Raw genomic sequence first — 16,359 nt, 5'->3', positions numbered from 1 at the left:
CGAGAATTATGAAGCGATGCTGCATTTCGCTTGCGGCATTATTGTGTGGAACAAAACCCTATTGGGATAGGGTCTTAATCCATTAACTTGGTCAGGCGGACTTCTATATCAGACCATATTAGGCTTGTTAGGTTCAATTGGTATTAATGGGCATAACTTCCTACTTCCAATAAAACAAATGCTTTATCAAGCTACAGAACATAACCTTGCTGATGCACATGCTGGAATAGTGCCTGTAAATATTGTTAGCCAAGGGTTCTACGATGCATTCCTCTCCATGGGGGGGTCTGGCAACAGCATTTGTTTACTATTCTGCATTCTATTATTTTCACAGAACCGTAATCATACAATGCTAGCTCTGGCAGCTTTGCCAATGGTTGTATTTAATATAAATGAAGTCTTATTGTTTGGGCTACCTATAATTTTCAACCCACTACTCATAATACCATTTATTTTTGTACCATTAATTAGTTTTGGCATTGCTTATTTTGCTATATCTATTGGCCTTGTAAACCCAATAATTACAACTATAGATTGGATGACACCACCATTGTTGAGTGGGTATATAGCGATGGGTAATAGTATCGATGGTTCGCTATTGCAATTATTTATAATAACAATTGGCATATATATATATAAACCATTTTATATTTCGTTTGCAGGCACGGGTATAAATGAACGGAATGATGGCTGTGATATCAAACGGATCACTCTTGGTCATCTGCTAGCAGAGATTAGGTCCTCCGCACGTAACAATCAAGAGCGAGCAAAAGCACAAATACGAGTTGAAGGTATGGTAAAAAAAGGAAAATTCTTAATGTACTACCAATGCCAAGAGTCCAGCTCAAACTCACCGTTAAGTGTAGAGGCTCTCATTCGTTATCTTGATGAGTCAGGAGAACTCTGTGGTCCGAGTTTTATATCTGATTTTCAACAATTAGATGCTATGCCAATGCTCGATTATATTGTTATTGACCTAGTATTAGCTGACATGCAGAAAATGCCATTAAATAGATTAGAACGTGTCGCGCTTAACATTTCCGCTTCCACATTTAGCCAACGTAATTTTGTTTGCTACTTAACATCTCGTATAGAATTTTTTGAGGTTGACCCGAATAAAATTGAGATTGAGATTACTGAAGAAACTTTACTTGATAACACGGTAGAATTATCTAATACCATTAAGAAGTTACAGTCGCTTGGGATTAATGTTGCCATGGATGATTTTGGGGCTGGATTCGCGTCTTTCCCACACTTAATGAAATACCCATTTGATAAAGTAAAGCTTGACCGTTCATTATTGAAAGATTGCTCTACATATAAAGGTCAGCAGTTATATAAACTACTAGTTCAGATAGGGAATCTGGCCAAATGCCAAGTGCTCGCAGAAGGAGTAGAAACCGAATGGGAGAAAGACTTTGTTATTTCTTGCGGAGTTAAAAGAATTCAGGGATATCAAATTTCCCGCCCAGAACCACTAGCAAAATTTTTGGATAGAATATAATGCCGCTATTTTTTTAAAAAATAACTTTTGTCTTTTTAAGATAAAAACATATCAAACACGTAGAAATAGTGGCGCACCTTATTCCAAGAATAATGGTATACAAAGCGCAGGAAATTTTATCGCTATCGTTAGCGGAATATCATTTATCTTTGTTCATCTAATTGAACGTAGGAGGGGTAAACAAAGTGAGAGCATCTCAATCTAGATTAAATTATTTATTCTTCAAAGCGTTGTCACTTATAATACTGCTAACTTTAATGCTGACTACTTACATGGCTATAGTTAATTACAAGCATGTTGTTAGATTGCACTTGGTTAATTACAATCACCTGTTAACCGTTCTTGAAAAATCGTATTTAAAAAAGATTTTCAATACCAACAAGATTCAACTGGAAGTTCTGTCTGCACATTTAGATCTAGATGCTTTAAGAAGTGGAGAATCTGCTATTAATCAATACTGGCCAATTGTACATCGTATTAAAATGCCAAATCAGCACGCTATCCATTATTACGATCTAAATTCAAATACAATTGAAAGTTATCCACTACAAACAACTATAGGTTACTTTAAGCCTCAGCATCGACCATGGGCTGACCTCCTTAATAAGAGTACTGATGAACCATCTTGGGTTGGTATATATGAAAAAGTAGATAACAGCTCAGTATTGATTTTTGGAAAGAAAGTTATTGATTCCACTGGTACAACAGTTGGTTTATTATTAGTTGATGCCCCTTTAGAATCACTACATCAAACTCTTAGTTATTCCCTCGGAGAGCTTAATGCATCTTTATATTTAGAACATAAACCATCACAAAACTTAATTTCAATTGTAAACCCTAACTTGCTAGATGCAAATACAAATTTATCACCAAAAAATTATTTTTCTTTGGCAAAGACTTGGAATGGCTATTTAATTTTACATGAATTACCCGGGTCAGAATGGCAATTGGGGCTATATTTACCACCTAGTCATTTTACAGACATACTAAAATCAGAAATGAGTAAAGTACTTTTCCCAACAACTGCTATTGCGCTGTTGGCTGGGTTTGGAATCATGCTATTAATTCGTATATTCAAACATGAACAAACATTGATATCAGATAGAATTCAGCAGATTGACAACAATGAAATTGAAAGAGTATCGAATGATAAAAAACTTTACTCTTGGTTTGTTGGAAAAAATCTAGATGAGATAGAGGCTCTTGAGAAAAAGTATCATATTCATCAAAAAGAACTTCGATTAGATCCTCTTACAGGTGTGTTCAATCGTAGAGCATTCAACCAAGACCTAGAAGCGATTGATATGTCTTCATCAGATTATACACTCATACTTATAGATCTTGATGACTTTAAAAAAATAAACGACAACTATGGCCATCAACTTGGTGATCTAGTTTTATGCAGAGTAGTTGATACTTTAGTATCAGTTCTTGGTCTAGAAAATGTGTACAGAATTGGAGGTGATGAGTTTGCAGCAATCCTAATGGTTGATTCAGAGATAGTTCCTAAACTTTTAGATCGGCTTCAGAAGCAGGTATGTAAACTAAAATGGCGAGAAAAAAACTGTACCGTTACGCTTAGTATTGGTGTAACGAAAGGCCAACGTAATTACATAGAGGCAATATCACTTGCTGATGCAGCCCTATATCGTAGCAAGGAAAAAGGCCGTAATTGTTGGAGTTACTAATATAATCCCCCGGAAAACTGGGGGACATATAATAAAATATATCTCGTATCTTGAGATGCTGGAGGTTGTACACTAGAAAATCACGCTTTAGCGATTCTCGAGCCATAACCATCGTCAAAGGTGAGTCAGCTCACCAACCTAGGCTAGGGAGGGTGAGAACAAGTACCCTCCACAACAAAACTGAAAATTTTAGTCGATTTAATTCAAATGCTTACAAAGGCGTATTTTTGTACTTGGTGACTTATTCGCACCTTCCCTAATAAAAAATGCTTGATAGATAAATGGAAAACATGCACCACAGTCAGTGGTGCAACCTATAAGACATAGTTGACCTGTACAGAACTATCATTCTGTCCTTGCTCCACGAGAATGAGATGATGGGCCATTGTTTACATTTTAGGTTTAAGGAATGAGCCATATCTATATGTTTAAAAACAGTCACTCTCTACGGCACAAATCAGTAACCCACTGCTGCACCTGAATATTTCTCTCGATTTTGATATAAATCTGCTCACGACATTTATATTTGGCTCATCAAACTAACTATTTCAGCATTATTGAACCAAATATACTGCCGCTTTTAGCAGCAGTACCATTTTTCAAGCCAACGTCCACAGAGAGCCGCCCATCAATACAGTTTCTCCATGCGCTGAATACAGCGACAACTGGCGCTTTCCTGGCTGCGGGTAAATACGACTGGACAAGGTCGCATCCCCATCGTTAACAAATACCTCCACAGACGAGAGATCCAGGAAAACACGAAGCGTCAGATGAACCCCATCAGGCAGAGCAATGCTGCGATAACCATCCAGTCCCTCATCCGGGTAATAACGCCAGAGTACCAACCGTCCAGCTTGGTTATCTACATAGAGCCGGAGCCCTTCCCCCAAACGGATTCCATAGTGTTCTGCTTGACTGTCGCCGGTATGCCAAGTCAGTTCAAGCTCTACAGCATTCGCATCTTCAGTGAGCAAATGTGTACCGCTAAGCTTCTCAAATAGTAGCGGCTGGCGGGCTTTACGAAGAGACTGAACTTCTTTGACAGGACGCTGGCACAAACGCCCATTGCGTTCATAAAGCTCTCTCGGTAGTGTCAAACAGCCCGCCCACGCTTCGCGCTTGGTAGGCATTGGGGACTCCCACATGTTCATCCAAGCCATTATGATTCGTCTGCCGTCATCAGCGACAAAAGATTGCGGAGCATAAAAATCATGCCCGTGGTCAAGTTCTTCGAATTCACCGGTTACGGCAAATGCAGTTCCAGGTTGCCAGTGACCAGGCAACACACCACTCTGAAAACGGTTGCGAAATCGGAATTTTTCCTCTTTCATCCCCTGTGGAGAGAACATTAGCCAGTGGTGGTCGCCACAGTGGAAGAAGTCCGGGCATTCCCACATATAGCTTGACCCAGAGGCCGAGTGCGCTAGTACCCGTTCCAGATGCCAGTCCCGCAGTGACGTACCGCGATATAGAAGTACCTGACCGGTATCAGAAGCATCTCGTGCGCCAATAACCATCCACCAAAATCCATTCTCCCGCCAGACCTTCGGATCACGAAAATGCATGATTCCTTCCGGTGGGGTCAGCACACATCCCTGTTTTTCAAAATTAATTCCGTCACGACTAGTAGCTAAACACTGCACCTCACGGATAAGACTGTCATCCCCTCGCTCTTCCAGACAGACATGGCCAGTGTAGACCAGCGACAACTCTCCATTATCGTCCACAGCACAACCAGAGAAACACCCATCTCTGTCATATTCTTCACTTGGAGCCAGTGCAATCTGTTCGTGTTGCCAGTGCAGCATATCTTTACTGGTGGCATGTCCCCAGTGCATAGATCCTTGATGCTCGCTTGCAGGGTGGTGCTGATAAAACGCATGATAGCGTCCACCAAAATATATAAGCCCGTTCGGGTCATTCATCCACCCGGCTGGAGGAGCCAAATGAAATGATGGATACCAAGTAACACCGCGATGACTAAGGAGTGAATCAAGTGCAGAGTGTGCAGTCGCAATACGTTGTTTCATACGCGGACCTCCTTAAGTTCTATTGTAGGTTCTGTTGAAGAAGTTACCGATTTGCGGGAATTACTCAGGGTGAATATAGATATGACGGTAACAGCCAAGACGATTCCACCCAGTACCAGATAGGTGCTCTGGAATCCAATACTGTCATACAGGTGACCTGCAAAGATTGAGAGGAATATCGCTGCCAATTGTTTTGAGAATTGAAAGCCGATCAGATAAATAGATGCTGATAGCCGGATATCAAAAACACCTGAGATATACTTGAACGCGCCGACCAATAGGAATGGCACTTCTAGAGCATGTAGCATTTTCAGGATAACTACTTCAGTTGCTGTAGTAGCAAAGGCCGACCCAGTGATGCGGATAGCCATAATCAGTCCAGCAACAATCAACGTGTTTTTAGCACCGATGCGGTTAATCACCCAAGGAGAACAGAACATAATGATGGCATTGCAAATCTCGCCAGCCGTAGTGGCAAAACCAAATGCTCTAATCCCCTCCTCTGGTGTATCAAAAAAGGATCGGAAGAATGTAGCAAACTGCTGGTCAAAAACGTCATAAACGCAGGCAACTCCAATCATGTAGAGCATAAACATCCACATCTGACGCATACGAAATAAACTAAATACCATTTTTCCGGAAATCACGGGGGAGTTCGCGCCCAACGCATTCATGACCATCGCCGTCTGACTGGTTCCTGGACGCGCCAACGCCAATAAAAGAACCAGCAATAACGCGCAGCCTGAACCCATCCAGAACACCAGGGATGGATCAATGTTGAAGAGTAGTCCTGCCGTGGTGGCACAGAGAGCCCATCCTAGACAACCGAACATCCTAGCCTTACCGTATTCAAACCCGCTGCTGCGGCTGACACGTTCAATATACGCCTCAATGGCACCGGCCCCAGCTGAAAAAACAAAGCCGATATATAATCCACCACTCAGAGCTCCAGCCCAGATGCTAAACCGCAAGAGCGGAGCAAACACGTACAGAAAGAAAGGGGCGAACAGTACCAGAAGCAGGCTAATGAGCCACATCAGATGTTTTTTTAGGCCAAGACGATCTGAGATAATCCCCAGCAGAGGCTGGAAACTAATTGCAAACAATGACAAGCATGAAAAAACAATTCCGGTATCTGTTTTACTTAATCCAACAACGTCAGACAACCAAACAGGTAGAAATGGAAAACAGGTTGCCATAATGAAAAAGTAGAGAAAAAAGAACAGGCCGAAAATCCAGAAATCCTTTTTCTTATGAGTACTAGGCGCATTCATTATTTTTATCCTCTCGGGATAGAATAGAAAGGGCCGAGACCGGCCCAGGTCTTATTATGCCAAACGCTCAAGAGCTATTAGCATGGCGCTTTCCGGATCCAGTATGGGAAGCTGAATACCAGCCAGTGCTAGCCATTCTCCGCAGACCTCGGTGTTCTGGCACATCCATTCTGGCAACCTACGCATGGTATGCCCCCCCTCACCAACCAGTTGAAGATCGGGATGATCAACAACGTGGAGGCGATAACGGGCCTGCGCTTCCAACCCCGGGATACGCAGGGTTCCCGGTAAGGTGTTATCAGGCATCGCGAGCTGACTCACGAGAAAAAGCGCCTGCGTTTGATCTGAGCTCACGACGCCTTGAACCTGAGTTGCAACGTCTGGCATATCAACCCGCCACAACGTGCCGGTGTGAATAAGCTGACGCCATTTTTTGTAGAGCGCAGCATATCGACAGTAACCAGCAGATTCGTCTTCACTTGCTGTCACCGGGTCCAGCTCTAGGCCCATATGCCCAAAAAGAGCCGTCAAGCCGCGAAAAGCAATGCTGTGTTGCCGGAAGGTGGCATGGCAACGATGGCTACCAATGTGTGCTCCCATAACCTCCGGAGGGAAGAAGTAACTCATCCCACGCTGTATGGTGCATCTCTCTAAGGCATCATTGTTATCAGAAGCCCAAAAACGATGTGTGCGAGCAAGCACCTCAAAGTCGATACGCCCGCCACCAGAAGCACAGGATTCAAACTCAACTCGAGGGAAACGTTTTCTCAAAAGCTCCAATAGCCGGTAAAACTGTCTGGTCTGTGAGTCCACCGCTGCACGACCTTCATGCCCCGCTTGGACAAGTTCACGGTTCATGTCCCACTTCACATAGTCAACAGGGTGTTCGCCCAGTAGCCATAAAAAACGTTCATAAATGTATGTAAAAGCTTCGGGAATATTCAGGTTGAGAACGTACTGGTGTCTTCCGGTTGGTTGTGTATAGCCCGGCATTGATAGCACCCAATCGGGATGCAGGCGAAAGAGGTCAGAGTCTGGATTGATCATTTCGGGTTCTAGCCAAATTCCAAACTCCATGCCAAGAGATTTCACATGATTAATCACTGGCATTAGCCCATCTGGATATTTCTGTTCATCTAGATACCAGTCACCTAGGGCTGCATGATCATCATTGCGCCCTTTGAACCAGCCATCGTCGATAATGAATCGCTCGACACCAAGTGCTGCTGCGCGCTCAGCCATCTGCGCGATGTAGTCAGGGTTGTGGTCAAAATAAATACCTTCCCAAGTGTTGAGGTGCACCAGACGAGGTTTCTGATCAGGGAAGTGAATGATTTCATCACGCAAAAAACGGTGATATTGCTGGCTCATGCCGTTGAGACCATCAGGGGAATGGCAGGCGTACAACCAAGGGGTATACAGGGTTTCATCCTGCTTAAGTGCTTTCTCTCCAGGCATCCATAAGGCTTCCGCCTGAAGGTAACGTCGCCCGTCAGTTTTGACCTCACATTTCATGCGATGGTTTCCGCTCCAGCCCAGATGTGCAGCCCACACCTCACCTTGCTGTTCAGAAAAGCCAGGAGTACCTGCAATCAGCGCTGGAAAATGCTCATGGGACGTTCTGCCCCGGCGGTTTTCTAAGACAAAACCATCATGTGTTAGTCGGACCCGGTGCGGTTGAAACTCGCGTGTCCAGCGTCCATGAAAGGCCATCACTTCTCCCGCTCGCTCAGCCACAGGTAAAGTGATCGCGAAACGATTAACCTGCCAATCCCCTTCACGGAGGTTCGTTAGGGCATGCCGCATTTTCAGTACGCCTGAAGATGTCAGTATCAACTCACTCACCATCCGTAGGCCCGCCACCGAATCCTCACTCGTCAGAGTGAGTACTTCTCCGATCTGCTCGACTCTGACGGTTCTGAACACTGGCGATGCATCGAGACCATTTCGGTGTCCCTCCAGCCCTGGAGAGCCAAAAAGTCCTAGTCCGTTCTCAGCCATTAAGGTCAACGGCGTGTCTATATCTAGACGACCATTCGCAATCGGTCTTTCGAGGCTAATACAGTCATCTGGATTAAAGTGTTGCAGAGCGGATCCCCACCAAACTATCTCGGCATAAGGGTGAGTTTTAATAATCAGGTTTGAGTGGGGGCTGCTCAGCCTGCGGTACGTCGGTTCCATAAGACATCTCCGTTTTCGAGTATGTCCTACTGTTGATCCGAAACGTTTCGGCCATCAACCAAAACGTTTCGGATGTGTGATCTGGTTAAAACTAAGACGAAGGGGGAAGGGCTGTTTTACCCGGATTAAAATCCGGCTGCCAGAGCACTTGCAGCGTTTCCGGAGAAACATCTGTGATGAGTTTACGTATCATGTCAGCAACCTGACGGCCGACACGCTCTCTTGTTGACTGAAGAACGGCTGCCACATCCAATTCTATGATACTGTCCTGTGGCAAACCGTCGTAGACAACTAGAGAGACTGCATGCTCTCCATATAGATGGTCAGAAAGCAACAGCGATATGGCTGCACCGTCACCACTCAAGTCGCTATCGGTAATAATGGCGGTAGGGGGAAGTGGAAGTGACATTAGCTCGTTCACAGCTTGGTAACCAGCGCGTCGTGTAGGGGTAATTAAACGTAGCCAAGTCTCAGGCAAGCTATGTAGACTTAGGGCATCTCGCCAACCTTGGCGTCGAGCCATGACATAGGCCCGGGAACTATCCTCACTAAGTAATGCAATTCGCTGATGCCCAAGTGCAATGAGATGCTGCGTGGCATGCCACGTGCCCGCATGGTTATCAAAGTCAAACCAAGCACAGGGAAGACCGGACAACACTTTTCCGAGAGCCAGAAACGGTATGCCAGCCTCAAGAAGGTGTATCAGGCGCGGATCGTTGTCCAACGTGTGAGCCACAATCAGAGCATCAACCCGGCGGCTTTTGACCAAACGCATATAGCTGTGACTGTCAGCCCCCTCATCATCAGCTATCAGCAGTAAGTCGATATCATGCTTGGCCAGTTCACGGCTTATACAACTGACCATATCCATGAACACACTGCTGTTAAATGGTACGGCATGTTCAGGAAACACAAAGCCAACCGCATCAATTTTCCCAGTTTTAAGTCGTCTTGCTTGGGTGTTTGGACGGTAACCCCGACGTTGTGCCTCCATCTCCACACGCATACGGGTCTCTGCCGAGACATCAGAAAACCCACCAAGCGCTCGGCTGACAGTGGTGACAGAAATTCCGAGTTCGGCAGCAATAGCCTTAAGTGACATATCTTCTCCTGCTGTTAACTAATCGCTCTTGGCTGTGTTCTCAGATGTTCGTTCTTGTCACGCCATAGTTTCCGTGGGTAGTGAAGACAGAAAGCTAGCTTGGTAAAGGCTGGAAAAACTCTCACCTATAATTCATATCTAATTGAAAATCCGAGAAACTTCATTAGCAATTCGAGATACCACTCTACCATATTGCACCGATGTTAGCGGAGTTTACCGGTATCAGTGGAGGTATCCCTGAATCGCCCCCAGTACTTTAAAAACCTCACAGCCTTGAATGAGGCAACTATTGGTGATGTATGATCTGCCAGCCTTATCCGGAAACAATCAGAATCGAAGCGATTAAACAAGTCATAGAGTACGTGTGGTCGGTGACTACCGTTGCACGATAAACCGGGGTATCCAACCACAGCCTGCATGCATGCATGGATCAAGCAGTAGGCTGTCCCTGCTGAATAACTGCACGAAGAGTAAGTCTTTACAAGCCGAGATCCGATGCCATAAACCAGTCACCGCAGAGGTAACTGTTTTACGGAATTGGTCAAGCAATCCTGGCCTATCAATAGTGTTCCCAGCCAGTTGTCAATCAGCGCTGTGAGTTGTGGAATGAGCCGAATGAGGGCTATTATCGACTCACAATACGAGCCGAATGTGGTGTCAATTCGGCTCATTTGTGGCATTGCACTGCTTGCCAGCGACACAGAATTAACGAGATTATCGATGACCGTAGACTGGATCTGGCAACACGATGAGTGGCCCAATTTTTGCTGGCAAGACAGGCAGTTACTGCCAAAGCTACGTCAGGTGCACCGTAATCTGGGGTTGCTCCAGGGTCTCCATTCCTCAACACTGGCGCATCAGACACATGCCCTAGATACGCTGCTGGCCAATGTCGTCGCGTCCTCGGCTATCGAGAATCAACAACTGAACTCTCAGTCGTTACGTGCATCTCTGGCATGTCACCTCGGGATAGTGGAGCAGTCCCCCTACCCTACCTCAGTTAGATCCGAGGGACTGGCCGCGATGATTGTGGATGCAATAAGCAGCGATGAGCAGTTGACGCTTGAACGCCTTCTGCAATGGCATCGCTGGCTTTTTCCCGCAGATGACCGGAGATCGCATCAGATACGTGTTGGCCAGCTGCGTGGTGATGAGCCGATGCAGGTGATATCCGGAGCACGTGATCGACTCATCGTGCATTTCGAAGCCCCACCACGAGAGGGGCTGGAGCAGGAATTGGCCACTTTCATCGACTGGTTCAATACCAGTTTCGATGATCCCTGCCTAGATCCATTACTGCGAGCCGCTATCTGTCATCTCTGGTTTGTCACGTTACATCCGTTTGATGACGGTAACGGACGGATTACCCGAGCCCTCACCGATCTTGCACTCTCTCAGGCCGACAACCAGAGCATCAGTCTGTATGCAATGCCGACTGTGATTTTTGAGCGTCGAGCTGATTACTATCGCGCTCTGGAGCAGACTCAGAGAGGAGGCTTGGACGTCACAGCGTGGCTGGTTTGGTTTTTGGACACACTCAACGTCACGCTGGAACAGGCCCAACAATCATGCACACATGCGCTTGCTCGAAACCGCTTCTGGCTGCTACACGCTAGTGACCAATTGTGCCCTGAACAGGTGATGATACTGAACCATTTGCTCGACGGTTACACACAGGACGGCCTACCGTACATTAGTGCCAGCCAGTATCAAAAAATTGCTCAGCTGAGCAAATCTACAGCTACGCGCCACCTTACTGATCTACTGGAAAAAAACTGCCTAGAAAAAGAACCTGGTGGAGGCGGTAGAAATACCCGTTATAGGCTCAAATTGACAAATCACTGATAAAGGGACTCAAAATAGGATGAGTTTCACAGACCTGTTCTTAGCGGCGATTTTCTGGGACCCTTTGCAGTCATGACAAGTCAATCCAGCTCAATACAGTACGCCTTCGCCTTAGACAGCCAAGGCGCACTCACGCACATTAGCGATGCTCTGCGCTCGAGTATCTACACCTGTCCAGGCTGTAAAAAAAACCTCACGCCAGTATTAGGCGAAAACTATGCTAAGCACTTCCGTCATTCTGAAGAATGTTGTGCCGTTGAAACCTACCTGCACAAGTGCGCCAAAGAAGCATTCTTCTATCGCTACCAACAAGCTCTCAGCCACGAAGTGCCTATTAGCCTTGAGCTAGAGCGCCGGGTTTCCTGTAATGGTTCTCGTTTGGCATTAGTTAGGGACGAAGCACTTCACTGCCTAAAATTCGTACCTGCGCGCTACAACTTGACTCAATTCTTCGATCAGGCTGAGTTGGAAAAGTACGATAAGGTTACAGGACTGCGCCCAGACATAATGTTGTGTGATGCTGCTGGCGAAAGGCGTTGTTATGTAGAGATTTTTGTTACGCACCCCTGCTCTCAAGAGAAGATCGAAACCGGCATCCCGATTCTTGAGTTTAAGGTCTGCTCTGCCGCCGATATTCAGATGTTGCTTACCGGGTCATATTCAATCAAGGATACTTCTCTGAGAGTGTTCAACTGGGACCCTCCCTCGCAAACCGTTGATACGTGCACTGGCGTCTGCTCCGCAGGTAACGTGGTTATGTCTGTTTGGAGCTTAAGCGATTCCGGCCGACTCAACGAACAAACGATGCGACTCGCTGAAGTGGATCTAACAATCAACTCTGACGTCAACACATGGCCGAAATCGTTAGGAGGTGCCGAGTTGGCCGATAACTTAAGAACTTTTCTCCGTCAAGCCGATCCTCATTCGCTATTTTCTAACTGCATTATGTGCGAGCAAGCAAACCGCTGGGAGGATGGCTATCTGCAATGTCGAAGTAAGGCAAAAATAGTTCCTTACACAGAGGCCCGTCAGTGCGCCAGTTACAAGGTTAAGGCATGACAAAAAGACTGACTTGGGAGCAAAAAAGCATTGTTGGCCATGATACCGGACATGCGTTGGTAAAGGCCGTACCGGGCAGTGGAAAAACAACCACTCTCGTCAAGCGCATTGAAAGGTTAGTAAAAACGGGGACGGACCCTCGTTCCATCCTGATTTTGATGTACAACAAATCTGCCCAGGAGAACTTCACTGAGAAATTGAACACAGCACTAAAGTCGGGAGTGATACCAGAAATCCGCACGTTTCACAGTTTGGCCTTAACGATTGTTGGTTACGGGGAGCGCCGACAGCTAATCAAGAAGAAAAACCTCATCACGCCCACCGACTACCAATATGAGCAACTGGTTAAGCAAGCCTATCGCTATGGTTTTGACTATGAGGCGAGTTACATCGACCCCAATGAAATTGAAACCTTCGAGTTGTTTATCTCTCGTTGGCGCGCTGCGGCAGTAACTCCTGTTGATGCAGCTAATGATCCAACATTCAACAGCATCAAACGGGAATTTATTCACGCTTATAGCCGCTATTGTGAGCTGTTGGAAGAAAACTGTCTGCGAACCTTTGATGACTGTTTGGTTGAGGCTGTTGCACTGTTGCGTAAAGACAGCAGCCTTGGTGCCCACTTCAAACACATCATTGTTGATGAATATCAGGATGTTAACTGGATACAGCATGAAATGACCCGCTTGCTATCCAAGCAGGATACGTCAGTTATGGCTGTGGGTGATGTTAACCAGTGTATTTACGAGTGGCGAGGTGCTCGACCAGATTTTATCGGTGGCCTGTTTGAACAGCATTACCAGAATACGAAGGTATTTCAACTTTCATGCACGTTCAGGTTTGGCCATAAGCTTTCCTTGATAGCAAACTCGGTAATTCGGCGTAATTCCACTAAACTGACCAAGCTTTGTGTCAGTCATCCTAGCACCCCGAAAACAGAGGTCAGATTGCACTTTGATAACTGCTTATCCAAGGTGCTATCAAACCTTTCGGTGAGCAGCGGAACACAAGCCATATTGTCCCGCACTAAGGCGAACCTTGCCGAGGCGGAAATTGCATTACGCCTGTGTGGGCTACCCTATCGCTACCTCAATGGTTCAAGCGCATTACATACCCGTACTGAAATCGGAATACTGGTAGTCGGCGTATTGCTGTCTGTGTACGGCGATCTGCGGCTACTTGAAAACCACCCCAACAAAAAAGCGATTATCTACGGCTATCTGAAGGAAGCTGGTTTTAACTGGCAGACAGGGCAATTAAAAGCAGCGCTCAGTGGATTGATGGCTCCACATGCCGATCTATGGACTGTTCTTGGTCAGATATTCGACGGCGCACAATACCAAAAAGACCGGCTAGGAAGACTAGCCACTATATGCCAAAAGGACGGAGAGGAAACGCCAGCTATTGATGTGTTACGCCGTCTTGGCATGGAGGGTTTTATTGATAATGTTGGCTCAGACGGCGTAACACGCACTGGCTCAAACGATCGGCAACGAGGAGTCGTGAGGATCGTGGAACTACTTGACTCTAGTAAGATCGATTCCCGGACGTTTTTAAAACTTATCCTAAACCCGGAAGAGGCTGCGACTGACTGCGAACCCTTCATCCTTTCCACACTGCATGGTTCCAAGGGACTAGAGTGGGATAAAGTGATACTGATAGGCTTGAATGAGCAAGAATTTCCTGGCGGCAAAACCGATGATCTTCATAGCGCGCGCACATCGATGAGCCCCCCCTCGACCAACGAGAACATCGAGGAAGAACGTCGGTTGTTTTATGTCGGAATTACTCGCACAAAACAACAGCTTAATCTGGTTGCCCCTCTTGATGAAGGGCTCACACTGTGGCTGAGAAACCACTGGGACAGCACCCCGAAGAAGCCACCGATAGCCACTCGCTTCGTCTATGAGGCTGGCTTGTCTGCTTGCGCTGTTACCAGTGATGCGATCTATAACAACACGTTTAAGGAACTGGAGAGTGACCTTAGCAAGTTTCACCAATGGTATCTAAGAGATCTTCAGCGATTAAAAGTCTAGGGAGCACGGACAAGATACTTGCCGATTTCCGCTTCGTGCTAATTATCGAGTTCAATGGGGGTCTATTGCTCAGAAGCAAGCTTCTGCACAACGATCCGCATAGCAACGCCTCGCAGCACCAGTATAAAGAGTTTTTAAGCGGTTCTGAGGGGCTATGCTTGCCAGTATTCAGGATCCAGCTCTATATCCACTCATTTCAGCTATGCCACGGCAACACGATATCTAACCATTAACTCGAAAATGATTAGATGCAAAATATACCCGAAGGAGAGAGGGAGAATTGACTTCAGGCTATGTGGTAATAGACACAAGGGGACTGTAAACAAGCTGCGGTATTTACAGCCCCACATACGTTGAGAATGCTATTTCCATCGAATTTGAAGTTTACGTTTTTGGCATGGGTGTTTTAAGCACCTACATACAGCAATTTAAATTTCAGAATTACCAGTAATACGTTGAAACAAGCAAGACCAACCTTTAATTGTTCAGCATTGAAACTAAACTCACATCAATCATAGCTTTGCTTCTGCTCTTAACAGCACATCTATAGCCATTTTATAATTTGCTAGAATAATAGAGTCATTCACATAGTCAGTCCCCATATCTGCAAGAAACTCCTCAGCAGATTGGTAGTCACTACCTGGTCTATAGTAACTTGGCATGTTGCTTTGGGCCCAACCTGAAAGCACTTGGTCATAAGTAACAACCCTATCATTCTCATCATTGTCATCATTGTCATCATTGTCAGATGATGCAACGACATCATCATAATACATCTTAATAGACACATTATCTAATGCACTTGCTACAGGTTCTGCAATGTCATCATTTAAAATCACAAATGCAGGGAAGTCATAGAGTTCATGAATATGATTATAGTTTTTGAGCACAACATGCTTATCAAGGGGGCGGATAATTTTATTCAGGTTAAATCTACCCCTCAAAAGTTCAAGAGCTTCATTATGAGTCTCGATATCAATCGCACAAATATCATCGTTTACTTTTCTCATTACAATACTACCTTACATGTTAACATGGAATATTTCGGCACTTGTGTTTATCTATTGGTAGTTGAAGCTCCGCCAATAGCGAGGATCGTATTACCAAATATGATCTTTAGGTTAAAGTACACCCATTCATCATTTGTAGATGTGAATGTATAGCATGCACCTTGTTGCAGTTAATTTAGGTTGATTTCATATAAATGGCAATAGCAAACAACAAAAAATATCGAAAATATTTTATTCTGAAATTTCAATTGTTTTTTTGCTCTCTTTTTATTGTCAATAACGAGGGGTTTCTAACGATGGAAATCAAAAAAAACACTCATAGAAAAATTTTTTTCTCGTGGAAAAAACAATAGATTTCCACAGAATAACTCCACCATAAAAAGTAAAAAAAACGGCATGAAACTCTCGCAAAAAATGATGTGGTTATGAAAAAAAATGCTTAGGTGTTTTGGAAAAAAATCGTGGCTTTTTTACGTGCGTAAACTGAGGTTTCTATGAACCTACATGAGCAAAAAATCGATTAGGGAAGGTGCGAATAAGCGGGGAAATTCTTCTCGGCTGACTCAGTCATTTCATTTCTTCATGTTTGAGCCGATTTTTTCTCCCGTAAATGCCTTGAATCAGCCTATT

The 16,359-nt window shown here is 45.1% G+C and carries 10 protein-coding genes and 1 pseudogene; 6 read left to right on the top strand and 5 right to left on the bottom strand.

Annotated elements, in window-relative coordinates:
- Nucleotides 1–97 precede the first annotated feature (97 nt).
- The 3 genes and pseudogenes from OKC42_RS21890 to OKC42_RS21880 all read left to right on the top strand — a co-directional run.
- Nucleotides 98–451: pseudogene (locus OKC42_RS21890) on the top strand (PTS transporter subunit EIIC); the annotation flags it as partial.
- A gap of 87 nt (nucleotides 452–538) precedes the next feature.
- On the top strand, nucleotides 539–1,504 hold the full coding sequence (locus OKC42_RS21885) for an EAL domain-containing protein (RefSeq protein WP_333563380.1): 966 nt from the start codon (nucleotides 539–541) through the stop codon (nucleotides 1,502–1,504).
- Between the two features lie 272 nt (nucleotides 1,505–1,776).
- The gene (locus OKC42_RS21880; RefSeq protein ID WP_186301952.1) at nucleotides 1,777–3,192 is read left to right on the top strand and encodes a GGDEF domain-containing protein; all 1,416 of its coding nucleotides are present in this window, start codon (nucleotides 1,777–1,779) and stop codon (nucleotides 3,190–3,192) included.
- A 599-nt stretch (nucleotides 3,193–3,791) separates the two neighbouring features.
- Here OKC42_RS21880 and OKC42_RS21875 read toward each other — a convergent pair.
- The 4 genes from OKC42_RS21875 to OKC42_RS21860 all read right to left on the bottom strand — a co-directional run bounded on the left by OKC42_RS21875 (nucleotide 3,792) and on the right by OKC42_RS21860 (nucleotide 9,779).
- Nucleotides 3,792–5,222: a glycoside hydrolase family 32 protein gene (locus OKC42_RS21875; protein WP_201952314.1), complete on the bottom strand. Its 1,431-nt coding sequence runs from the start codon at nucleotides 5,220–5,222 to the stop codon at nucleotides 3,792–3,794.
- On the bottom strand, nucleotides 5,219–6,496 hold the full coding sequence (locus OKC42_RS21870; RefSeq protein ID WP_201952317.1) for an MFS transporter: 1,278 nt from the start codon (nucleotides 6,494–6,496) through the stop codon (nucleotides 5,219–5,221). The genes OKC42_RS21875 and OKC42_RS21870 overlap by 4 nt, the downstream gene beginning before the upstream one ends.
- A gap of 54 nt (nucleotides 6,497–6,550) precedes the next feature.
- Nucleotides 6,551–8,677, bottom strand: coding sequence for an alpha-galactosidase (locus OKC42_RS21865; protein ID WP_270820911.1), 2,127 nt, complete (start codon nucleotides 8,675–8,677; stop codon nucleotides 6,551–6,553).
- Nucleotides 8,678–8,768: 91 nt separating this feature from the next.
- Nucleotides 8,769–9,779 carry a substrate-binding domain-containing protein gene (locus OKC42_RS21860; protein WP_201952323.1) on the bottom strand — a complete coding sequence of 337 codons (1,011 nt, stop codon included), beginning with the start codon at nucleotides 9,777–9,779 and terminating at the stop codon, nucleotides 8,769–8,771.
- A 720-nt stretch (nucleotides 9,780–10,499) separates the two neighbouring features.
- Between OKC42_RS21860 and OKC42_RS21855 the strand changes: the two genes are divergently transcribed.
- The 3 genes from OKC42_RS21855 (at nucleotide 10,500) to OKC42_RS21845 (ending at nucleotide 14,719) form a co-directional block, all read left to right on the top strand.
- On the top strand, nucleotides 10,500–11,624 hold the full coding sequence (locus tag OKC42_RS21855; RefSeq protein ID WP_270820910.1) for a Fic family protein: 1,125 nt from the start codon (nucleotides 10,500–10,502) through the stop codon (nucleotides 11,622–11,624).
- Nucleotides 11,625–11,696: 72 nt separating this feature from the next.
- Nucleotides 11,697–12,683, top strand: coding sequence for a hypothetical protein (locus OKC42_RS21850; RefSeq protein WP_049636925.1), 987 nt, complete (start codon nucleotides 11,697–11,699; stop codon nucleotides 12,681–12,683).
- Entirely contained in the window at nucleotides 12,680–14,719 is a 2,040-nt protein-coding gene (locus tag OKC42_RS21845; protein WP_049636926.1) for an ATP-dependent helicase, read from the top strand. Before OKC42_RS21850 ends, OKC42_RS21845 begins: the two co-directional genes overlap by 4 nt.
- Before the next feature lie 512 nt (nucleotides 14,720–15,231).
- Here the strand turns inward: OKC42_RS21845 and OKC42_RS21840 are convergent.
- Complete coding sequence (locus tag OKC42_RS21840) at nucleotides 15,232–15,729, bottom strand: hypothetical protein (RefSeq protein ID WP_270820909.1); 498 nt, start codon at nucleotides 15,727–15,729, stop codon at nucleotides 15,232–15,234.
- Nucleotides 15,730–16,359: the final 630 nt, after the last annotated feature.

It is taken from the genome of Aeromonas sp. Y311-2, assembly GCF_027706025.1.
Taxonomy (GTDB): Bacteria; Pseudomonadota; Gammaproteobacteria; order Enterobacterales; family Aeromonadaceae; genus Aeromonas; species Aeromonas veronii.
Note: the sequence above shows the minus strand (reverse complement) of the source record. Positions and strands in the feature narration are given on the sequence as shown.